General features: G+C 48.2%; 28 protein-coding genes, 1 tRNA gene, 1 pseudogene and 1 other annotated feature. Of the genes and pseudogenes, 13 read left to right on the top strand and 17 right to left on the bottom strand.

The features are described 5' to 3' along the window. Window positions 1-10 precede the first annotated feature (10 nt). Both KME11_08900 and KME11_08895 read left to right on the top strand, forming a co-directional pair. Window positions 11-370, top strand: coding sequence for a hypothetical protein (locus KME11_08900; GenBank protein MBW4515327.1), 360 nt, complete (start codon window positions 11-13; stop codon window positions 368-370). Between the two features lie 12 nt (window positions 371-382). Beyond that, window positions 383-919, top strand: a complete 537-nt coding sequence (locus tag KME11_08895) for a GIY-YIG nuclease family protein (GenBank protein ID MBW4515326.1) — start codon at window positions 383-385, stop codon at window positions 917-919. A 116-nt stretch (window positions 920-1,035) separates the two neighbouring features. Here the strand turns inward: KME11_08895 and rplL are convergent, their stop codons facing one another. From rplL to rplS, 8 genes are all read right to left on the bottom strand, one after another. After that, window positions 1,036-1,422, bottom strand: coding sequence for a 50S ribosomal protein L7/L12 (gene rplL / locus KME11_08890; protein ID MBW4515325.1), 387 nt, complete (start codon window positions 1,420-1,422; stop codon window positions 1,036-1,038). Between the two features lie 56 nt (window positions 1,423-1,478). Next, window positions 1,479-2,003, bottom strand: a complete 525-nt coding sequence (rplJ, locus tag KME11_08885) for a 50S ribosomal protein L10 (GenBank protein ID MBW4515324.1) — start codon at window positions 2,001-2,003, stop codon at window positions 1,479-1,481. Window positions 2,004-2,079: 76 nt separating this feature from the next. Continuing rightward, window positions 2,080-2,222, bottom strand: a sequence feature (ribosomal protein L10 leader region). A gap of 27 nt (window positions 2,223-2,249) precedes the next feature. After that, window positions 2,250-2,963 (bottom strand): 50S ribosomal protein L1, encoded by a 714-nt coding sequence (rplA, locus tag KME11_08880; protein MBW4515323.1) that lies wholly within the window; start codon window positions 2,961-2,963, stop codon window positions 2,250-2,252. A gap of 83 nt (window positions 2,964-3,046) precedes the next feature. Further along, window positions 3,047-3,469 (bottom strand): 50S ribosomal protein L11, encoded by a 423-nt coding sequence (gene rplK / locus KME11_08875; GenBank protein ID MBW4515322.1) that lies wholly within the window; start codon window positions 3,467-3,469, stop codon window positions 3,047-3,049. A gap of 7 nt (window positions 3,470-3,476) precedes the next feature. Then, complete coding sequence (nusG, locus tag KME11_08870; protein MBW4515321.1) at window positions 3,477-4,112, bottom strand: transcription termination/antitermination protein NusG; 636 nt, start codon at window positions 4,110-4,112, stop codon at window positions 3,477-3,479. Beyond that, a complete protein-coding gene (gene secE / locus KME11_08865; protein MBW4515320.1) occupies window positions 4,112-4,387 on the bottom strand; it encodes a preprotein translocase subunit SecE in 276 nt (91 codons plus the stop codon). Before secE ends, nusG begins: the two co-directional genes overlap by 1 nt. Before the next feature lie 109 nt (window positions 4,388-4,496). Further along, window positions 4,497-4,569: transfer RNA gene (locus KME11_08860), tRNA-Trp, on the bottom strand. Window positions 4,570-4,661: 92 nt separating this feature from the next. Beyond that, a complete protein-coding gene (gene rplS, locus KME11_08855) occupies window positions 4,662-5,024 on the bottom strand; it encodes a 50S ribosomal protein L19 (GenBank protein MBW4515319.1) in 363 nt (120 codons plus the stop codon). A 365-nt stretch (window positions 5,025-5,389) separates the two neighbouring features. Between rplS and cbiM the strand changes: the two genes are divergently transcribed. Genes cbiM through KME11_08825 form a run of 6 tightly spaced genes read left to right on the top strand, consistent with a single transcriptional unit; the run spans window position 5,390 to window position 9,269 of the window. Then, window positions 5,390-6,115 (top strand): cobalt transporter CbiM, encoded by a 726-nt coding sequence (gene cbiM, locus KME11_08850; GenBank protein MBW4515318.1) that lies wholly within the window; start codon window positions 5,390-5,392, stop codon window positions 6,113-6,115. Between the two features lie 40 nt (window positions 6,116-6,155). After that, on the top strand, window positions 6,156-6,503 hold the full coding sequence (locus KME11_08845) for a PDGLE domain-containing protein (protein MBW4515317.1): 348 nt from the start codon (window positions 6,156-6,158) through the stop codon (window positions 6,501-6,503). A gap of 38 nt (window positions 6,504-6,541) precedes the next feature. Then, entirely contained in the window at window positions 6,542-7,321 is a 780-nt protein-coding gene (gene cbiQ, locus KME11_08840) for a cobalt ECF transporter T component CbiQ (GenBank protein ID MBW4515316.1), read from the top strand. Further along, window positions 7,322-8,188 (top strand): energy-coupling factor ABC transporter ATP-binding protein, encoded by an 867-nt coding sequence (locus tag KME11_08835; protein ID MBW4515315.1) that lies wholly within the window; start codon window positions 7,322-7,324, stop codon window positions 8,186-8,188. A gap of 57 nt (window positions 8,189-8,245) precedes the next feature. After that, window positions 8,246-9,076, top strand: a complete 831-nt coding sequence (map, locus tag KME11_08830) for a type I methionyl aminopeptidase (GenBank protein MBW4515314.1) — start codon at window positions 8,246-8,248, stop codon at window positions 9,074-9,076. A gap of 4 nt (window positions 9,077-9,080) precedes the next feature. After that, on the top strand, window positions 9,081-9,269 hold the full coding sequence (locus KME11_08825) for a CPXCG motif-containing cysteine-rich protein (protein MBW4515313.1): 189 nt from the start codon (window positions 9,081-9,083) through the stop codon (window positions 9,267-9,269). Here the strand turns inward: KME11_08825 and KME11_08820 are convergent. Next, on the bottom strand, window positions 9,266-9,928 hold the full coding sequence (locus tag KME11_08820; protein MBW4515312.1) for a phosphoribosylglycinamide formyltransferase: 663 nt from the start codon (window positions 9,926-9,928) through the stop codon (window positions 9,266-9,268). The genes KME11_08825 and KME11_08820 overlap by 4 nt on opposite strands. Before the next feature lie 86 nt (window positions 9,929-10,014). Between KME11_08820 and KME11_08815 the strand changes: the two genes are divergently transcribed. Beyond that, on the top strand, window positions 10,015-10,893 hold the full coding sequence (locus KME11_08815) for a sugar ABC transporter permease (protein ID MBW4515311.1): 879 nt from the start codon (window positions 10,015-10,017) through the stop codon (window positions 10,891-10,893). Here the strand turns inward: KME11_08815 and KME11_08810 are convergent. Next, window positions 10,890-11,510 carry a hypothetical protein gene (locus tag KME11_08810; protein ID MBW4515310.1) on the bottom strand — a complete coding sequence of 207 codons (621 nt, stop codon included), beginning with the start codon at window positions 11,508-11,510 and terminating at the stop codon, window positions 10,890-10,892. The two genes, KME11_08815 and KME11_08810, sit on opposite strands and share 4 nt — an antisense overlap. Next, window positions 11,500-12,246, bottom strand: a complete 747-nt coding sequence (pyrF, locus tag KME11_08805) for an orotidine-5'-phosphate decarboxylase (protein MBW4515309.1) — start codon at window positions 12,244-12,246, stop codon at window positions 11,500-11,502. Before pyrF ends, KME11_08810 begins: the two co-directional genes overlap by 11 nt. A 94-nt stretch (window positions 12,247-12,340) precedes the next feature. Between pyrF and KME11_08800 the strand changes: the two genes are divergently transcribed. Both KME11_08800 and KME11_08795 read left to right on the top strand, forming a co-directional pair. After that, window positions 12,341-12,787, top strand: a complete 447-nt coding sequence (locus tag KME11_08800) for a hypothetical protein (protein ID MBW4515308.1) — start codon at window positions 12,341-12,343, stop codon at window positions 12,785-12,787. Window positions 12,788-12,905: 118 nt separating this feature from the next. Beyond that, a complete protein-coding gene (locus KME11_08795; GenBank protein MBW4515307.1) occupies window positions 12,906-14,330 on the top strand; it encodes an amidase in 1,425 nt (474 codons plus the stop codon). On the opposite strand, the gene ilvC is transcribed toward KME11_08795, so the two are convergent. From ilvC to chlP, 5 genes and pseudogenes are all read right to left on the bottom strand, one after another. Then, entirely contained in the window at window positions 14,308-15,303 is a 996-nt protein-coding gene (gene ilvC / locus KME11_08790; GenBank protein ID MBW4515306.1) for a ketol-acid reductoisomerase, read from the bottom strand. The two genes, KME11_08795 and ilvC, sit on opposite strands and share 23 nt — an antisense overlap. 93 nt (window positions 15,304-15,396) lie before the next feature. Beyond that, the gene (locus KME11_08785) at window positions 15,397-15,936 is read right to left on the bottom strand and encodes a GNAT family N-acetyltransferase (GenBank protein MBW4515305.1); all 540 of its coding nucleotides are present in this window, start codon (window positions 15,934-15,936) and stop codon (window positions 15,397-15,399) included. After that, a complete protein-coding gene (locus tag KME11_08780; GenBank protein ID MBW4515304.1) occupies window positions 15,933-16,226 on the bottom strand; it encodes a DUF2442 domain-containing protein in 294 nt (97 codons plus the stop codon). The genes KME11_08785 and KME11_08780 overlap by 4 nt, the downstream gene beginning before the upstream one ends. Before the next feature lie 3 nt (window positions 16,227-16,229). Next, a pseudogene (locus tag KME11_08775) lies at window positions 16,230-16,490 on the bottom strand (DUF4160 domain-containing protein). Window positions 16,491-16,570: 80 nt separating this feature from the next. Next, the gene (gene chlP / locus KME11_08770; protein ID MBW4515303.1) at window positions 16,571-17,794 is read right to left on the bottom strand and encodes a geranylgeranyl reductase; all 1,224 of its coding nucleotides are present in this window, start codon (window positions 17,792-17,794) and stop codon (window positions 16,571-16,573) included. 324 nt (window positions 17,795-18,118) lie between these two features. On the opposite strand from chlP, the gene KME11_08765 reads away from it, so the two are divergent. Further along, complete coding sequence (locus tag KME11_08765; protein MBW4515302.1) at window positions 18,119-19,282, top strand: DNA double-strand break repair nuclease NurA; 1,164 nt, start codon at window positions 18,119-18,121, stop codon at window positions 19,280-19,282. A gap of 20 nt (window positions 19,283-19,302) precedes the next feature. Here the strand turns inward: KME11_08765 and KME11_08760 are convergent, their stop codons facing one another. Then, the gene (locus KME11_08760) at window positions 19,303-19,974 is read right to left on the bottom strand and encodes a TVP38/TMEM64 family protein (GenBank protein ID MBW4515301.1); all 672 of its coding nucleotides are present in this window, start codon (window positions 19,972-19,974) and stop codon (window positions 19,303-19,305) included. A 158-nt stretch (window positions 19,975-20,132) separates the two neighbouring features. On the opposite strand from KME11_08760, the gene KME11_08755 reads away from it, so the two are divergent. Next, complete coding sequence (locus KME11_08755) at window positions 20,133-20,984, top strand: carbohydrate ABC transporter permease (protein MBW4515300.1); 852 nt, start codon at window positions 20,133-20,135, stop codon at window positions 20,982-20,984. The last annotated feature ends 29 nt before the right edge of the window (window positions 20,985-21,013 follow it).

Genomic DNA, 21,013 nt, shown 5'->3' with positions numbered 1-21,013 from the left:
CTGAACCCCGATGAATCTTAAAATTGTTCAGCAATATGACGGCAACTTTACCCTCGAACCCGCAGCCAAAGAGACCCTGTTTGACTTACTCAAAGGTGAAACTTTTCTGCAACAAATTGCAAACCAGGTAACCTGTGAAGAAATTGAGTTTACCGATCTGCTATTTCAACCCGTTCCCTACGCTCCCAACGCAACCAAGGGAATGCCTGTAGAGTTCGAGCCATACCATGATTCTGAAGACTACGTGATTATTAACGTACCGCCGAACTTTATGTTTCAGGCAAAGGTTTTTCAACCCAGTCGGTTATGTGCCATTTATCGAAAGAAGAATCTAACTGACTCTGCCTTGCCCCATTTTCTAGAGCCATAAACGCACTCATTTATGAACACCGATATAACTTCGACACTTGCGTCTTTAGAATACATTCCTTACCTCAACGAGATAGGGGAAACAACTGAACAATTTTTTGGGAAGGTTGGAGTTTACGCCATTTTTGATCAAACGAAAACCCTACAGTTTATTGGCTATTCTCGTGACGTTTCCCTGAGCTTGAAGCAGCATTTGGTTCGGCAACCTGAAAAATGTTACTGGCTGAAAGTTCAAACGATCGATCGCCCTAGCCGCACTATTTTAGAAGAAATCCGAGCAGCTTGGATTACTGAAAACGGCTCAACTCCAGTTGGTAATGATGCAGAAGAATCCACTTGGAATCAACCCATTGATGCCAAATTGAAAATGACAGCAGCAGAGCAAGCGGCTTATGCCGCAACAGATGAGATGGGTAAAATCAAAACTTTAAAGCAGGTTGCGCGTCGAGTAGAAGCTGAAGTTTTATTAGGGCTAGAGTTGCGAGGTGTGAGAATGCCAATTCGATTTGATCCAAAATTGAAGGAAGAAGGATTGCTAAATCTGAAGTAAGGGCTAACTGACAAAAAGACCCCCAACTTCCTAAAAGATTGAGGGTCTTTATACTCCCTGTGGGAAGTAGAGACAACTCACCGAGTTATTTCTACTTTCAGCTAATAGGAGAAATTTTACTTAATAGAAGCTTTACCGCCTGCGGTTTCGAGGGCTTTCTTAGCTTCCTCAGCCGCCTCTTTAGCAATGCCTTCTTTAACAGCCTTAGGTGTGGATTCCACCAAATCTTTGGCTTCTTTCAAGCCTAAGCCAGTTAATTCACGAACTGCCTTTAGAACGGAAATCTTCTTATCAGCAGGCACTTCTTCAAGGACAACATTAAATTCGGTCTGCTCTTCAACTTCTTCAGCCGGAGCACCTGGAGCCGCAGCCATCATCATGCCGCCAACAGGAGCCGCAGCACTAACGCCGAAGGCTTCTTCGATGCCTTTAACCAGTTCAGAGGCTTCGAGTAGAGTCAGAGTCTTTAGTTCTTCAAGAATGGAATCAGTTTTAGTAGACATGGACGAAACTCCTTAGTGAATAAGATTGAAACGAGGAATGATGAGTGAAACCAGCATTACTGCTCTTTGTCAGCAACCGCTTGCAGCGCTCTTGCTAAACCAGAAGGCACTTGATTGATGCCAATGGCAATCTTGGCGGTAACAGCATTGAGGGCACCCGCAATTTGTGCCATGAGTTGCTCTTTAGAAGGCAGGTCAGCGATCGCCTTAACCTGGTCTTCGCTCAGAATCTTGCCCTCCATAGCGCCACCCATAATGGTGGATTTTTTGGAGACTTTTTGGAACTCTTGGTAAGCCTTGAGGGCACCACCAATGTCTTCGCCGATTAGTAAGAATGCGGCAGAATCTTTGCAAAGGGGCGACATGGTTTCCCATTTTTTGTCACCCGCGATCGCAATCTTCATCAGCGTGTTCTTAGCAATCTTGCATTGTCCACCTTTGGGGCGGAGACGATTGCGCAAGTCGGTCATTTCAGCAACGGTTAGACCTTTATAGTCAATAACCACTGCCAACTGAGCATGACTCAAAGTTTCCTTGAGATCAGACACAGTGCCTTTCTTCTCTTCTAGCGTTCTACCCATACGTATCTCACCTCCTTGAAAAACCGGGATAAACTATTTGTCGTCCAAACTTCTAGGTTGTTTTCTAAGACAAAACTATTCTCAATAAAAAACCTCGGCTCAGACTCCGAGGTTTTCAAATTTCTTTAAACCCGTCACACACGACAAGTTGAAATTCAAACCTCGGCAGGCAATTAAGCACATGGCACCTGCTGTCTTGGGTTCTACTGATTTAGTTTGGACAAAATCTGCAATTCTAGGCGCTCCTTAGTTAGCGTCAGTCTTCAGGTCGCGGAGAGCATTAATGTCTAGCTCAATAGAAGGTCCCATAGTTGACGAGATATACATCGTCCGCCAAAAACGGCCCTTTGCTCCTGAAGGGCGATTGCGATCGATCGTTTCCTGCAACGCCTTCAGGTTAGTCAGCAAATCATCTTCTGAGAAAGAAGCCTTGCCAAACAAAACATGAACAATACCTGTTCGGTCAGCCCGGAACTCCAGCTTACCAGCTTTGAACTCAGAAATAGCTTGCGCCACATCAAAGGTAACGGTACCACCCTTAGGAGAAGGCATTAATCCACGAGGCCCTAGTTGACGACCCAACTTTGCCACCTGAGGCATCATGTCGGGCGTAGCAATCAGCACATCAAAATCCATCATGCCTTTAGCAATATCCTCAATCAACTCTTCCGAGCCTGAGAGATCTGCTCCAGCGTTCGTCGCTTCTGTGACCTTTTCGCCTCTAGCAATCACAGCAACTCGGGTCACCTGCCCTGTACCTTTAGGCAACGCCACAGTCGTTCTGATCTGTTGGTCGCTGTACTTAGGGTCAATACCAAGACGGATATGCGCTTCAGCCGATTCTACAAACTTGGCCGTTGCAGTTTCTTTCAGCAAAGTTAAAGCTTCTAAAGGCTGATAGGTTCGCTCTTCGACCTTCTTCTGCAATTCTTGCAATCGACGGGATACTTTTTTAGCCATTTTTAATCTCCTGGGGTATTAGCGAGGCGCTGCCCCTCCCCCACAATAGGTTGAACATGAATTCTGAATACAATGACAACAGCTTAAACGATGGAAACACCCATGTTACGGGCAGTTCCAGCGACAATTTTCATTGCAGCTTCAATATCGTTTGCGTTAAGGTCAGGCAGCTTGGTCTGAGCGATCTCTTGAAGCTGAGCCTGAGTAATGGAACCCACCTTCGTTTTGTTGGGTTCGCCCGAACCGCGTTCAATGCCTGCTGCTTTGCAAATCAGCACAGATGCAGGCGGTGTTTTGAGAATAAACGTGAAACTGCGGTCTTCAAATACCGAGATTTCTACTGGAATGACAAGACCCGCCTGATCCATGGTGCGGGCATTATATTCTTTGCAGAACATCATGATGTTGACCCCGTGCTGACCCAAGGCAGGACCAATGGGAGGAGCCGGGTTCGCTTTACCAGCAGTGATTGCTAGTTTAATAATTGCTACAACTTTTTTTGCCATTACCGATTTAGCTCTGTTTCTGAACCTGGTTAAATTCCAACTCTACGGGCGTGTCTCTGCCAAAAATGGAAAGAAGTGCCTTGAGCTTGCCGCGCTCAGGAGTGACCTCAATCACCTCACCCTCAAAGTCCTTAAAGGGACCGTTTAACACTATTACCTTGTCACCCGTAGCCATATCAAATTTGACTAGAGGCTTCTGTTCCAATGCTTGTTTGAAGATGCGATCGACCTCACCTGCACCCAGGGGAACGGGAGTCACGTGTCCTCGACCTCTGCCATAGCGTCGCTTTTGCTCGGCTCCAACAAAGTTAATGACATTAGGCGTGTTCTTGACGACTTGCCAAGATTCATCGTCCATAATCATACGAACGAGAACATAGCCAGGGAAAACTTTTTCATTGCTTTCCTTGGGCTTACCCGCCTTAGTGGGCTTGAGGATTGGGGTTTGGGGAATTTCAATTTGGAAAATGCGATTTGCCACATCTAGAGTTTCAATTCGCTGTTCCAAATTCATCTTGACCCGATTTTCACAGCCAGAGGCAACCTGGACTGCATACCAACGTGCGCCTTTGGAGGTAAGTTCTGCAACTTCCTCCTCAGACAACATCAAACTATTTTCAGATTCATCTGATGCAAAAACCATTAGAACACCTGTGTAGCAGCCCATCTAAAGAGATTGTCAACCAAGTAGATTAACGTTGCAGAGAGGGTCACCATAAGAACCACAGCAATAGATTCGCTGATGAGTTGTTGGCGACTAGGCCAAACCACTTTATCTAGTTCTTCCTTACTGCCTTGAAGAAAGCTAGAAACCTTATTACCGCCAGAAGCAGTTGACTTACTCGCTTCTTTAGAGTCTTTAGAACCTTTCAGATCTTTCGGCTCTTGTTTTGCTTCAATTTCGTCTTTTTTTGCCACAGTCCCCTCGCCGCGTAACTCTAGATGATATTTCGATCGCTCCGGCTTAAAGCAATAGGTGCAATCTGCTTAAAATAAGCCACTTAAAACACCCTACGAAAACAATCAGCGCGCCCTGGAGGACTTGAACCCCCGACATCCGGTTTTGGAGACCGACGTTCTACCAACTGAACTAAGAGCGCACAATCTGAAGAGACGGCTCTCCTAGAATGCCTTTCCTAGTGTAACAGGTTGCTTGCCACTCGCTTTAATAAACTTTGAGCAAGCGACTTGTTTAGATAGGACGATCGAACCGCTGCTTCAAACGAGCCGACTTGCCCACGCGATCGCGCAGGTAGTAAAGCTTCGCCCGTCGAGCTTTGCCTCGACGAATAATCGTAATTGAGGCGACGAGAGGGGAATGGAGCAAGAAGACTCGCTCAACCCCAACGCCTTGGAAAATCTTCCGAACGGTGATGGTTTCGCTAATTCCACCATTCCGCATGGCGATGACCGTACCCTCGTAGGGCTGGACTCGCTCTTTCTCTCCTTCCTTAATTTTAACGCCGACCTTAACGGTGTCACCGACGTGAATTATGGGGAGATCGGACTTCAAATGCTCCGATTCAATGGAGTTAATAATTGCTTGGGCGTTCATTTAATTTTGTTAAAACTCACGATCGCTAATTCTACATGATCAGAGAGGACATAGGGAAGGGTTTCTAGAAAGTCGCTTGAATAAAATTAGGGAACAAGTCTAGAAGGTTCTGTCGATCGGCTCTCGATCGCCAATAGAAGTGTTGATTTTCTTAATTTCTGCTGCAATTAGGTATTTTCTGACTGTTGAACCCCTAAACCTCCTCTACCCTAAGGGCGATGATAAATTTCATAAAATTTGATACATATTCTGCTTGGGCTATCCTCTTTTAGAAAATTCATTTAAGGTACATAAAGACAAAGCGCCTATTGGTTTTGAACGTCTAGCATTTTGCTCATTCTCCTTGTTGTTATTTTAGGATGTTTATGATGTCTGAAATCTCATTGTCGAGTTGGTTGTCTTGGACGATCCATCCCCATCTCGCTCTGCATATTCCTGATGGTTTTCTAAGTGCGCCTGTGAGCTTAGTAACTTGGATAGCGTCGATCGCCCTAGTTGCGATTGCTCTTAACCGTGTTCAGTCCGAGTATCAGGAACGAACTGTACCCTTGATGGGAGTTTGTGCGGCATTCATTTTTGCAGCACAAATGATCAACTTTCCCATCCCAGGTGGAACGTCGGGGCACTTGCTAGGCGGCACGCTAGCTGCGGTTTTGTTAGGGCCCTGGGCAGGGACGCTGGTGATGACTGTTGTGTTTATTGTGCAGGCCACCTTGTTTCAAGACGGTGGACTGACGGTACTTGGAGCCAACATTTTTAATATGGGCTTGATCGGAACGTTTGCAGGATATTACCTCTATAAAGCACTGCGTTCTGCCTTTGGATTTGACGCTTGGCGAGGAACGGCGATCGCGGTGGCGATCGCGGCTTGGAGCAGCGTTGTCATTGCTGCCTTAGTTACGGCTTTTCAGCTTGCTCTTTCTGGAACCGTGCCCTTAGGAGTGGCATTAACTGCAATGCTGACCTGGCACGTTTTCATTGGCATTGGCGAAGCAATCATTACAGTATTGGCAGTGGGTTACGTGTGGCGCACTCGCCCAGATATGATGTTCGATCGCCCTCGCCGAAAGCCCCCCACAATTGCTTTTTAAGCTCTCATTGACTTTTAGTTTCTGACCTTCTAGTCCCTGAATGACCCGATCTTTAGAGGAATACTTTATGAAAACCCGTGCATTTGTGTTTACAGGTTTAGGGATTGCGCTTTTGATTGCAATCTTTGTATCGCCCTTTGCAAGTTCTGACCCGGATGGCTTAGACCGGACGGCTCAGGATCTTGGTTTTGAAAAGAATGCGGCAGAAAATCCCATTTCCCATAATCTGCCGTTTTACTCGATGTTCGATGAGTATGCCGTGCGCGGAGTGCCAGAAGCGATCGCCACCCCATTAGCAGGTTTGGCAGGAACTTTGGCAGCATTTGGACTGGCTTGGGGCGCAGGCAAGCTCTTAGTCAAAGGCTCTAGCCAAACGTCTGATTCATAATCACCTGTTCATATGCTCCTCAATTCAGACGAGACTTAATGCTTCTTCACATTGGCGCGTTCCAATTGGATGTCAATAGCCAAGGCTCTACGCTTTGGCACAAGCTGGTTCCTCGTACCCGTCTCCTCTGCGCCTTGTTATTCGTGTTTGCCACTGCCCTCACGCCAAATGGACATTGGATAACTTGGGCAATTTATGGGATCAGTCTTGGAACCTTAATTTTGCTTAGTCGCTTGACACTGGCTGTTTTATTGCAGCGAGTAGCGGTTGAGATGGTTTTTATCAGCGTTGTGCTGTTGGGAACTTTGTTTCGCGATGGCGGTGAGGTTTTGTGGCAGTGGGGCTGGCTAAGAATCACGACCGTTGGATTAATAGTGTTGGGCAGCGTTACATTAAAGTCACTACTGTGCGTGATGATGATGAATTTGTTGGTTCTGACGACTTCGATCGCAGCCCTCCTCCATGCCTTCGCAGCCTTGAGAACGCCACCGCTTTTGGTAGCAATTATGGCTTCCATGTATCGCTATATTGGCGTGTTGGCGGAAGAGTTTGAGACTATGAAGCGGGCGGCGGCTTCGCGAAATTTGATGGGGAGCAATCGCTGGCAGCGCTTGGTAGTAGGAAACATGATGGGATCGCTGTTTGTTCGGACTTATGAACGAGGCGATCGCATTCATCATGCCATGCTGTCTCGTGGATACAATGGTTTACCTCCGGTTGCAGAGGCGTATAAAAGTGGGCGGCTAGATTTTTTCGCCATCACTTTCACTGTGCTGCTACTGCTTTCTGGACAATCGATTTATTTAGGTCATTCGTGAATGCATCACAACCCCATTGATATTAAGAACCTCAGCTATGCCTATGCCGATGGTACGCAGGCGTTGCAAGAGATTAATCTGTCGATTTCTGCCAGTGAAAAAGTGGCGATCGTGGGTGCAAACGGCTCAGGTAAGTCTACGTTCTTGCAGCATTTAAACGGCATTCTGCTGCCCCAAACAGGCGAAATTGTCATTGGCGAGATGCCTGTAGAACCTAAATATTTGAAGGCAATCCGCAATTTTGTCGGGCTAGTGTTTCAGAACCCCGATGACCAGATTTTTATGCCGACTGTTTGGGAAGATATTACCTTCGGAGTCATGAACCAGGGCATCCGAGGGCACGACCTAAATCATCGGGCAAGGCACGCAATGGCGGCGGTGGGACTTGAACCAGACAAATTTGGAGGGCGCATTGCTAGCAACTTATCGGGAGGTGAAAAGAAACGGGTGGCGATCGCCGGAGTGCTTGCCATGCAGCCCCAAGTTTTAGTGCTAGATGAACCCACCGCCCAGCTTGATCCCCGCAGTCGGCGGCAGCTTATCTATCTTTTGCAAAACTTGCCCTTAACTCAACTCATTGCCACTCATGATTTGGATATGGCGTTAGATCTCTGTCGCCGAACGATTGTTTTGAGCGGTGGACGAATTGTGTTTGACGGTTTAACTGAAACAGTGATGAACGATCGCGCCTTCTTAGAAAAGCACTCTCTCGAAATGCCGCTCTGTTATTCCCGCCCCTACTGCCGACAAGAAGATCGTCCCGAAGCGCGTCCTCACCCCGCAACATTGCCCCATGTAGAGTTTGGTGCTCCATCCCCTAGCCCTTTATCCCCCACAGAACAAAGCAAGGAACAAAAGTATATCTAGAACTTGTTACGATAAAGGACGCGATTCTAAACTTGCCTTTGGCGACCCTTTGCTTTCATGAATATACTGACTAATCTCCTGCCCAAAATCACCAATCCTCAGCCCCGTGCCAAAAAGCAGCGCCGAGGAATTGAACTCAAGACTCCTCAAGAAATCGAGATTATGCGGCAAGCAGGGGCGATCGTGGCAACGGTGTTGAAGGAAATCTCTGAGCTAGTGCAGCCGGGAATGACCACAAAGGATTTGGATGCTCATGCCGAAAAGCGCATTCGGGAGATGGGTGCAACGCCTAGTTTTAAGGGCTACCACGGTTTTCCATCTTCTATCTGCGCCAGCATTAATAACGAGGTGGTGCATGGTATCCCCAGAGCTAAAAAGCTACTCCGTAAAGGAGATGTGCTGAAGGTGGATACGGGCGCATTCTTTGAAGGGTTCCATGGCGACTCTTGTATTACGATCGCTGTGGGTGAAGTCAAGCCTGCTGCTGCCAAGCTGATTCGAGTCGCTGAAGAGTCGCTCTACAAAGGCATTGAGCAAGTCAAGGCAGGAAAGTATTTGCTAGATATTGCCGGAGCCATACAGGATCACGCTGAGGCGAGTGGCTTCAAAATTGTGGAAGATTTTACGGGGCACGGCGTAGGGCGTAACCTTCACGAAGAGCCTGCTGTGTTTAACTTCCGCACGCACGAAATGCCCAACGTCAAGCTCAGGGCTGGGATGACATTAGCGATCGAACCTATCCTTAACGCAGGTTCACGGCACACTCAAACCCTTGCCGATCGCTGGACAGTGATTACGGTCGATCGTGCCCTTTCAGCCCAGTTCGAGCATACTGTTTTGGTGACTGAAGATGGTTACGAGATCTTGACCGATCGAACCCAGGTTTAAGATCATGGAAAATATGGCTGAGTATAGCTGCGCCTATTGTGGTGAAAGCATTTCGACGTTTGTAGATTTGAGCGCCGGATCACAGCAGTCTTATGTGGAAGATTGTCAAGTTTGCTGTCAGCCCAATATTTTATACATTCAGATTGATGAGGAGACTCTGGAGATTGAGATTAGCAGTGAGCCTGAGAGCTAAGGGCTATGTTTAGCTGATGCTGCTACTAAGGCGATCGCTCTTGGAAAAATAATATGCTCCTGCACCTGAATCCGTTGGCTCAACGTCTCGGGCGTGTCATGAGGCAACACTGGCACTGCCGCTTGCATAATAATCGAGCCGCTGTCTACCGCCGTGATGACTCGATGCACCGTACATCCCGCGATTTTTACCCCTGCCGCTAATGCTTGCTCTACAGCCCGAATGCCAGGGAAGCTGGGAAGCAAACTGGGATGAATATTGAGTATTTGGTTAGGGAAGGCGTTGATTAGAACGGGGGTGACGATTCGCATCCAGCCTGCCATAATCACCCAATCAACCTGATGCTGGTGCAAAGTTGTCACGATCGCCTCATCCAATGCCTCGCGGGAAGCAAAGTCGCGGTGATTCAGCAGCACTTTGGGAATGCCAAGGCGATCAGATCTCTTGGCAGCTAAAGCGCTGGGATTATTGTAAATCAGCACTTGAATTTGGGCGGGAAGTTGGTACTGAGTGATGGATTGGGCGATCGCTTCTAAGTTGCTGCCATTTCCCGAAGCTAAGACTCCTAAGCGCAAGGAAACGGTTGAAACGAGCGGCACCTCGGGGGAGATGATGACAGCACTTTCTAAATTAGGCGTGGCGATCGGCAAGATATCCATTTCTCAAAAACAATTTCTGAAAGACGATGGATTAGCCTACCATTCAATGAGAACCATTCCATGAGAACAGTGTCAAATTTCTTACTGTGAAAACTTTAGATCGATCGCAACAAGAAGCGCGGGCAGCCTGGCTGTTTCTCTCTCCGGCACTAATCCTAATAGGCGTGTTTTTACTTTACCCGATCGCCTACTTAGTCTATCTCAGCTTTACTGCTGGAAACTTCACCCGTGAGGGGACTCGTTGGGTAGGGTTACGTAACTACTGGCGGCTGTTGGTCGATCCAGATTTTTGGCAGGTGTTGAGTAATACTGCATATTTCACGATAGCAACAGTCATTCCAAGTTTAGTGATTCCTTTAGGATTAGCCATATTGCTGAATCGGTCTTTTGCTCTGCGGGGAGCACTGCGAACTGCTTATTTTCTTCCCTCTATTACTTCATTGGTAGCAGCGGGTTTAGGCTTTCGCTGGTTGTTTCAGAATGACGGCCCTGTGAATGACTTTTTGAACGGACTAGGCATAGAATCTATTCCTTGGCTCAGCAGCCCAACTTGGGCAATGCCCGTGCTGATTTTACTTAGCACTTGGAAGCAGTTAGGCTTCAACATGGTGGTATTTTTAGCCGGGTTGCAAGCGATCCCGGTCAACCTTTATGAGGCAGCAGAGTTAGATGGGGCAGATGGTTGGCAGCAGTTTTGGCATATTACGCTGCCCGGATTACGCCCGACGCTGATTTTTGCAGGGGTGACTACGGCAATCTTTACGCTGCGAAGCTTTGAACAGCCCTATGTGATGACGGGCGGAGGCCCTTTAAACTCGACTAATTTGCTAGTGTTTTATATCTACAATCAGGCGTTTGCTCAGTTTGATATGGGCTACGCAGCCGCAGCGGCGATCGTATTGCTGGCTGTCACACTGGTATTAGTTTACGTGCAGTTGCAGGTTTCTCAGGAAGAGTCGCCCTAAAGTTGAGTATCAGCAGGTTGAGCCTCAGCAGAACTATCAGCCGCCACACTCCCAGCCCAACAATCTCGCAGCCACAGCCGAATGGCTTGAGCAATAACTCCCTGGCTAGTATCTTGGGGCGGCGTGGGCGGTTGGTCGGCTGGATAATCTCCTAGGGTTGAAAACATCAGCGATAGCTGCCAGCCGTCTTGAGTCTCCACTAAAAACAAACGATGGTAATGCTGAAGACTAACAGGTTTTCCAGAAACATATTGCCGTTCAAGAGTTGTAAAAAACACTTGAGTCGGTTGGTCTTCTAGGGAAGGTAATGTTCCTTCCGAATTTAGGCTTAAAGGCGCATATTCTAGATGATCTGCCAGGATGGTGTAGCCAGGAACATCGGCGGTGCGGAAGTTGGTGTATGCTCGCTGGTTGACGCGGTTAGCATAGCTAGGCAAATCTCTCAGCAGCAGAGGCATTAGGGTCAGAAGATTAGCAGGGCATTGGATCGGTGGGCGAATTAGATTCTTTGGGGGTTCTCCCCATGCCGGAGAAGCAAGGGAAACGAGACTGAAGCAAGCGATCGCCCCGGTTATTTTCTGCAACGCAGTGATTGATCGATTGCTCTCACTTTTCATTTGCGCTCTGCCCTATTTCTTGAACAATTTGGGCAAACGCCGCTGCCGGATCGGCGGCTGCGGTGATGGGGCGACCTATGACTAAATAATCGGCTCCGGCTTTGATGGCAGCGGCTGGGGTCAGCGATCGCTGCTGATCTCCTGTTTCTGCCCAAGTGGGGCGCACACCAGGGCAAACAAATACGAAGCCTTTTCGACAAGCATTTCGTAACTGCGCCACCTCTTGCGGCGAACAAACAATGCCCGCCAATCCGCTTTCTTCTACCATCAATGCCATTTGCAAAGCATAGTCGCCTAGCTCTAGCGGAATTTTGAGTTCAAAGGCTAATGCTCTGGAATTGATGCTTGTTAGCAGCGTTACGGCAATCAGGTTAGGGGTGGGCAGTCCAGCAGCAGTGGCTCCTTCCTCAGCGGCAATTTGCGCTGCTTTGAGAGCTGCTTGTCCCGCAGCTGCATGAACGGTGACTAAATCAACCCCGTATTGAGCAGCAGCACGACAGGCTCCTGCCATGGTGTTAGGGATGTCATGGAATTTCAAGTCGAGGAAGATGCGTTTCTCGCGGGTTTTAAGGGCTTCTAAGATGTAAGAGCCGCTGCTGACGAAGAGTTCCAGCCCAACTTTCCAAAAGGTAACTTGGGGAAGGCGATCGAGCAGGGCGATCGCGTCTGCCTCGGTAGGAACATCTAGCGGCACAATAATTCTGTCAGCAAGCGGCGAGTGAGAAGAGGCAATCATAAGTGTAAAGTTCGACTAAGACAGACTTATTTACAGATCTAGGATTGAAAGAGTAGGGTAGCCTTCAAGTTGCACTACAGCAGGATAATTTTTTATGAGCAAGCTTCAAGCCATTCAGATCGATGCCGACACTATTATTTATATTGAAGCTGCCGAAGACCTTGCAGTGCCAACTGTAGGTACCGGAGAAATCGGAGGCGAGGTTAGGCGCGGAGGACAAAAGGGCGGAGTTTTTAATTCTGCTGAACAAATGGCGCAAAGTTTTAAGGCGATCGAAAGCACCATTAAAACCTACACCAAATACACGCTTAATGCGTTTCGAGATGCGTCTTTGGCTGAAGTAAAAAAAGTATCTCTAGAGTTTGGCGTTAATGTTAGCGGCATGGGTGGCGTGCCCTATATTGCAACGGGTACAGCAGGCTGCAATATTAAAATTACTGTAGAGTGCGCCTTCCCCGATCGCCCTGTGCCCCAGCCTGGTAGTGTGCCACCGCTGCCACCCTTTACTAGCCATCCGCCAACACCCCCAGCAGAATTTTAGCCTAGACAAAAAAGTCTGCTAGACCCTACCATTTTTTGTTACATTCAGCCAGGTATGCAGTCAGCTAGATAGGCTTAGCAAGCAGCAGTTGTCCTTCCAGCAAGCCGAGAGTAAAAATATGGACTCTGTAGATTTGGCGTTTACCCCTGCTCTAGATCAAGCCCGGCTGATTCGTCACAAAGAAATTTCGCCCATTGAGTTAGTGCAGCTTTATCTCGATCGCATTCAGCAGCTTGATCCTCATCTGGGTAGCTTCTGGACGATCGCCGCTGAGCAAGCCTTAGACGATGCCCAAGCTAAAACCGAGTTTTTAGCTACTGTGCATCCAGAAGAGCTACCACCTTTTTTTGGTGTCCCCACTGCCATCAAAGACCTTACGCCTGTGGCAGGCATGCCCTGTAGCTACGGCGTGAAAGTGCTGAAAGATCGGCAGCCTCCCCAAGATGCAGAGGTTGTTAGGCGAATGCGAAATGCAGGATTTATTCTGCTGGGTAAAACTGCGACTTCGGCGCTGGGTTCTACGCCCTATACCGAGGCTAGGGGTTTTGCGCCAACTCGTAACCCCTGGAACTTGAACTATACACCGGGCGGATCGAGTGGGGGCGCAGCAGCGGCTTTGGCAGCAGGGTTATGTGCGATCGTCCAAGGCTCTGATGGCGGCGGCTCTATTCGAGGCCCTGCTGGCTGCTGTGGCTTAGTGGGTATTAAGCCTTCTAGAGGGCGGGTTTCCCATGCGCCTACGGGCGATGTGCTGAGTGGATTAGCAACTCACGGCCCTTTAGCGCGCACAGTGTCAGATGCGGCGGCGCTTTTAGATGTGATGTCGGGGCAAGTGCTAGGTGATCCTTACTGGCTCCCTGATCCCGTTCACTCATTTTTAGAGGCGACCCGTAAGCCGCTCCAGAAATTACGAGTGGGCTATGCCACATTTCTGCCGCCGATGGGGGCGATCGATCCAGTCTGCGAACAATCAGTGATGAGTACCGTACAGCTTTTAGAAGATTTGGGGCACCATCCAGAGCTAGTTTCTATCGATTTTAATGATTTACTCGAACCTATTTCTACTGTTTGGCAAGCTGGGGTCGATGTGGGCGTACCGTGGTTTTTCTTAGACAAGATGAATCGATATTTGCTGAAGCGATCGCGCAAAAAATCAGGTGGTCAGTACCTCACTGCCGTCACCAAAATGCAGACCTTAGCCAGAAAACTAGTTGCCAGCTTCAATCATGTGGATGTTCTGGTTCTGCCTATCTTTATGTATCCCACGATTCAAGTAGGTGAATGGAGCAAGCTGCGTCCTCCCAAAATCTTCGATAAAGTTGCTTACTGGGTAACGCCTTGTCCACCGTTCAATGCTACGGGGCAACCTGCGATCGCCATTCCTGCCGGATTTACACCCAAAGGTCTACCCATCGGCGTGCAGCTTGTAGGCAGACCTGCCGATGAAGTGACCTTAATTGCTCTAGCTGCCCAAATGGAAGCAGCTAGACCTTGGATTGGCGATCGTCCTGAGTTTGCGACTAAACCTTTTTCAACCAGCTAAACATCGCTCGCAAATCTTTCCCCACTTCCTCAATGGGATGCTCGGCTTCGCGGCGGCGCATAGCGGTGAAACCTGCTTTGCCTGAAACGTTCTCCAGCACAAACTCGCGGGCAAATTGCCCAGTCTGAATTTCGGTGAGAATTTTCTTCATCTCGGCTTTAGTGGACTCGGTAACAATGCGAGGACCACGGGTGTAGTCGCCGTATTCAGCCGTATTTGAAATGCTGTCGCGCATTTGGGCTAAACCGCCTTCTACGACCAAATCAACAATTAGCTTCACCTCATGCAAGCATTCAAAGTAAGCCAACTCAGGTTGATAGCCTGCCTCCACCAACGTTTCAAATCCTGCCTTGATTAGCGCCGACAAGCCGCCACACAGAACTGCTTGTTCGCCAAACAAATCGGTTTCGGTTTCTTCGCGGAAAGTGGTTTCCAGGACCCCAGCGCGAGTGCCACCGATGCCTTTAGCGTATGCCATAGCGCGATCGCGGGCTTGACCCGAAGCATCTTGATAAATCGCAAACAGTGCCGGAACGCCTTCGCCTTGCTCATAAGTTCGGCGCACCAAATGCCCCGGACCTTTGGGGGCAATCATCACTACGTCTACATCAGCAGGCGGCACAACTTGGGCAAAGTGGATATTAAACCCGTGGGCGAACGCCAGTACCTTACCGGGCTTCAAATTTGGCTCAATTTCTTCTTTGTAAACCGTTTTCTGCGCCTCATCCGGCAGCAGAATCATGATGAAGTCAGCGGCTGCGGCGGCATCTGCAACAGATTTTACTCCTAGTCCTGCTGCCTCTGCCTTTGCGGTTGATTTGCTACCAGGATATAGCCCTACAATCACATTCACACCACTATCTTTCAAGTTGAGGGCGTGAGCATGACCCTGAGAGCCGTAACCAACGATGGCAACGGTTTTCCCGGCTAAAAGGTCTAAATTTGCATCTGTGTCATAGTACATTCGAGCCATACCGTCTCTCCAACCAGCGTGATGTGTTTACCGACAGCCCTAAATTCTATCAAACTATGGTAGTGGGGAGAGGTACAGGAACAATAGCTTTCATCAAACTGGCGAAGTTGCTTGATACAGAACTAAATCATGGCGACCATAATATTGGCTGGTTAGCCCTACGGCTGTCATTCCTAACCGCTCCATTACTCGGATAGAAGGACGGTTTTCAGGATAGGCGATCGCATAAATACAGGGCAACTTCAGCACTTTGAATCCATAATCTACGATCGCTCTCGCCGCCTCTGTTGCGTACCCTTTGCCCCAAGAAGCCTTTCGTAAATGCCATCCTACTTCCCAATCAGGGGTGATTTGTCCATCACCATCTGGTAACCGCTTCAGAATCACTGTTCCGATCGGATATTCTGTTTCCTGCTCCACAATTGCCCAGAAACCTGTTCCATCGTTTAGGTCAAGGCATTGTTGATTTCGTCGGCGAAGTTTTTCACGTAATGTTCCAATATCAGACACTGTTGTCCCATCACCAATCCACTGCATCACCTCAGAGTCACCGTAAATCTCGAAAGCGGCTTCTGTTTCAGCGTCAGGGTTCCATTGGCGAAGCAGGAGGCGATCGCTTTCAAAACTTCTCATTCTCCAAAAACCTCTCGAACCTCATAGGTTGAGTAAGTTGGAATCTCTTCTCCTGAGACAATCGAATACAAAACATCAGGATCAAGATCGGCTCCATTGTCCCAGACCACAGTACCTAATTCTGGATGGACTCGAAGCTGGGCAAAATATTCAGGATCTTTGAGGAGTGTAAAAACTCCCGAAAACTCTACTAATTCCTTTAAATCAACAACTCCCTCCACCCCGTCTTCAAACTGAAGATGCAAGTGGTGATTGTCTAAAGGTTGCGCTGCAATAACATCCTTGAGCATGGCTTACTCCAGTGGTTCTATTTCATCTAATGAAATATTTTGGCGAGCTAAATTCCAATTCTCCATCAATTTTGCTTGGTGCAAGGTTGCCCAGTCTAGAACCAAACTCCAAACTCTTGATGAAAGCTTACCCTCCAAAATTGAGAGATCCTGAATTGACACAATTGCCCTTTATTGACCGTAGCGCACATGAAAATGCGGTGGAGGGTGATCGCTGTAATACATTGAAATGATGATGCCAAAGAACCGACTAATTTCGGGCATCGCTAATTTTAGTATGAGACAGCTTAAACAGCAAAAAAGGGTAACCCAAAGGTTACCCCTAGAAGTTAAGGATTGAAAAATTAAGGCGCTAACGCATTTCCCCGAAGCAAACTAGCAAGAGTTTTGGCTGTAATTTTGAGCTGCACTAAAGGATTGGCAGGCACCACAGTTTTGTAAAGGTAGCTGTCAAACGTGAGTTTTTGCACGTCAATATCGGCGCACATTTCTACAAAGGCTTCACGAGTTGCATCCGATCGATAGAAAACGCTTTGGAGGATATCCAAAACCTTGTAGGTGATGCCATAAGCCTTGTCCCACCGCTTTAGATAAACCTTGAGGTCATTTTCAGTAGGAATGCGATCGCCCTTCATGGAATATTCCACAATGGTTTCGGCACACATCCGCCCAGACTTAGCCGCAAAGTAAATGCCTTCGCCCGAAGACTTCGTGACATAGCCCGCCGCATCGCCCACCAGTGCCACCCGACCCACCACACGGCGCGGTCTGGGATGCTCAGGAATGGGATGGGCTTCGACCTTAATGATCTTGCCACCTTCTAAGCGTTTGGCAGCACGGGCGCGAATTCCGGCTTGCAGCTTTTTAATGTCGGCTTTGTGCACCTTCATCGTGCCTGTCCCGACGGCAACGTGGTCGTACTTGGGAAATACCCAGGCATAGAAATCGGTGGAGACATCATCTCCCACGTACATTTCTGCGAGGTCATGGTAGTACGCCATTTTGTCATCGGGCAGACGAATTCGCTCTTGGAACGCGATCGCGTAGTTGTAATCTCCGGCATCGATCGCTTTGGCAATGCGGGAGTTTGCCCCGTCTGCGCCAATGATCAAGTCTACTTGCAGGGTTTTTGCCGTGCCTTCAACGTTGCCATCGGAGTGATCGGCGTAGTGAAGGGTGTAGGGATCGGTATTATTTGAGGGAATATCGACACCGTGTACCGTACCGTTAATTAACTTTGCGCCTAATTTGGCGGCGCGATCGCGCAGGAAGCCATCTAGCACTTCCCGACGACACATGCCAATGTATTCGTCATCTTTGAGGGTTTGACCAATGTTGACCTCAACGTTGGAAGGCGAAATCATTTTCATCTTGCGCACTTGGCGATCGATGATTTCGGGAGGCAGTTCAAATTCTGCCACCATGCAAAGCGGAATTGCCCCACCACAAGGCTTGGCATTGTCTAACTTGCGTTCAAATAAATAGGTTTCGATTCCAGCTTTTACCAAAGTCTCGGCAGCAGAGGAACCCGCCGGACCCGATCCAACAACAGCAACCCGTAGTGTCAAAGGTCTTCTCCTAGTCTCCTGTGGCTACGAAATGGATGGTATCACGGAGGTTGGGGCTGTTTCTGAGTTTGTGTTGCAGATAACCTGCAATTGAAACAGTCCTTAATATTTTGCAATAAAGTTTTCCTCTTTTCCCCCTAATGCAGCAACCGACCGCATAGAACCTTAGAACAAAGTGAAGATTAAAATTAGGCTGCCTTCGATTAAGCAATCTAGACGAAATTTCAAACCGTACCTTAGTCGGTAAAATATAAAAATGTAAGAAATGAGTTCTAGCTCTTCTTAAGCTCCTAACATCATGCTGTCTATTTTTCTGTCCTTCCCATGCCGCTGAAGCCTTCTCAAATCCACGACATTCTCAACAGTAAGCGCAAAGAATTCTCTACTTTTAGCCAAGAAACGTGGCATCTATTGCAGCAATACCGAGCGGTGTTGACCCGCTTAGAGCCAGAAGAATCTGCCCTGCGTGAGCAGTTACAGGAATTGCCTTTAGATGTAGGGGCGAGGTTGCTGGAGCCATTGGGTGAATCGAGCGATGGGGTGATTCCTTCCAAGTTGGTGTGGCAGAGCCGAGAGCAGAGTTTGTTTTGGGTGCGCGATCGCCTCACCGGGATCACAACTTTTGCAGTCGATGGTTCCCAAATTTATCCCGGCAAAGATCTTTCCATCCCGATCGCCCTCGTTCAAATTGGCTGGTTTGAAAATCTGCATTTGCCCGCTGGCGGCTATGAAAAGGATACTGATCTAGATGTAATGACTCCTTCAGAGCTAAGAGATGCTTCTGGTGAAGTGACCGATCAGCGGGTCAATATGCGCCGCTTTGAAATGGAAACCCAGAAGCTAATTGATTACATGAAAGCGAATGCCAATCGAACAGATTGCCTGGTGTTTCTGGACGGGTCGCTAGTGGTGACGTTTGCCGATCGCTTTGACGAAGAAAGCCGCCAGTTTTATGTAGATTGCGCCCTAGAACTGCTGCGCGCCAGTGAAAAATATCGGGTGCCGTTGGTGGCATATATTGACACCAGTCAAGCTGATGACCTGACGCATATGTTGCAACACCTATTTCAATTACCCGAAGTAGAGTCAATCCACGATGCGCAAATTTTGAATAAATATATGGAATGGGGCGATCGCACGCCTCAATTTCTCTGTCAACGCCACGGCATTCTAGAACAATACCAGGAACAACGCCACCGCATTGCCTTTACCTATCTCAAAACCACCCAAGAAAATTTTCCTGCCCGCTTAGAAATGCCGCTGTGGATGTTTGAGACAGGAATTAGCGATCGCGTTTTGGACTGGGTGCGCGGCGAAGTAATCATTGGCGGCGGCTATCCCTACGTGATTGAAACAGCAGACCAAACTGCGGTGCTGAAAGCCGAAGATCGCCAGATGTTCTTTAAAATTGTGCAAGATTGGGCAGAGCAGGAAGATTTGAAGCTGCGGTTTTCTCGAAAAATGGTCAGTAAGGCGCGACGACGATAACTAGCGCGCAGTAACAGCAATCACTCAATCCGAATGACATCCCGAATGCCAAACCAGTTGTGCCGATGAATTTTCCAGGGCACCACGATGAGAAGGACGGCAAAGAAAATGGCGATCGCCCCGCCCATCCACGGACTGATAGTAAAGCTTGCCCCTAGGTATGCTAATAGAAACGTGCCCGGAATCGTTCCTAGCAAAGTCGCCATTGCATAGAGCGGGAAGGAGAGGCGGATCATGCCTGCGCCGTAGCTCATTAAGTCAAACGGCACGATCGGCAACAGGTGGCTAAAAAATAATAGCCAGCCGATGTAAGTTTCGCCGCGATGCTTAGAAATGTGGATTGTTTTTCCTGATAAAACCTGAATGAGCGATCGCCCCAAAGTTTGTCCTAAAAAATAAGCCAGTAAACTTCCCACAAACACGCCCAACGTGCCGTAAATTCCGGCTGTCCAAGGACTCCAGACTGCGCCTGCCGCCACTGTGAGCGGCGTGCCAGGGATGGGACTAACGACAACTGCTAAAACTAAGATGGCTGCATAGATTAATTTGCCGATTAGTCCTAGATCATGAATCGATCGCAAAAGTTCAGAGGGGTCGAGGACATTAAACGATAAGAATCTCCGCGCCGCAATGAGGCAAACCACCAAGAGGAGAAGGGCGATCGCATTTTGAACAGTCAGAAGAACTCGCAGTTTTTTGAGACGACGCATGGAGGCTGCAATTGCAAAGATTTATGTAGAGTTTACAACTGATTGAGATGAACGACCGAAGCTGCTAATTCTTTGAGTCAGGTTCGAACCGCTTAATCACGACATAATGAGTAGTGTTAAAAATGCAGCGACTTTCAACAATGCCCGAACGCTCCCCTGCTTCACAAATCCAATTATTCTGGGGAACTCTAGCCCGTTATTTAGTGCTGGGGGCGATCGCCCTAATCATGCTTCTGCCCCTAATCTGGCTTGTCAGCACAGCCTTCAAATCTCCCACTGAAGATATTTTTAGCTTCCCGCCTCAACTCATTCCAGCACAGCCTACCTTTCAAAACTTTGTTCAGGTTTGGCAGTCAAATCCTTTTGGGCAGTACCTTTTTAATAGCGCGCTGGTTGCAGTCCTCACCGTCGGACTCAATCTTCTATTCTGTTCATTGGCGGCATACCCCTTGGCGCGTCTAGAATTTCGGGGGCGTGAGTTCATCTTTACGTTGGTCGTTTCTACCATTCTGATTCCCTTTCAAATCGTCATGATTCCGCTGTATATTTTAACGGTGCAGTTAGGATTACGGAATAGCTACTTAGGGTTGATTTTCCCGGCGATCGCTTCTGCTTTTGGCATTTTTCTATTACGCCAAGCCTTTCAAGGTGTTCCTAAAGAACTCGAAGAAGCGTCCCGAATCGATGGCTGCACGGAGCTAGGAATCTGGTGGTTTATTATGCTGCCCTCCATCCGTCCAGCACTGGTCACTCTCGCCATCTTCGTTTTTATTGGCTCTTGGAGTGACTTTCTCTGGCCACTGATTATTTTAGATCGTCCAGAGTATTACACCCTGCCTCTAGGCGTTGCCAAACTTGCCGGAGCCTTCTCGTTAGATTGGCGGTTAATTGCTGCGGGTTCCGTCATTTCGATCGCACCTATTTTGTTTTTCTTTAGCATCATGCAGCGCTACATCGTCCCAACTGAAGCAGGCAGCGGTGTAAAAGGCTAAGATTGTTAAACTGCTATTTAGTAAATTTA

The organism is Timaviella obliquedivisa GSE-PSE-MK23-08B, assembly GCA_019358855.1.
Lineage (GTDB): Bacteria > Cyanobacteriota > Cyanobacteriia > Elainellales > Elainellaceae > Timaviella > Timaviella obliquedivisa.
Note: the sequence above shows the minus strand (reverse complement) of the source record. Positions and strands in the feature narration are given on the sequence as shown.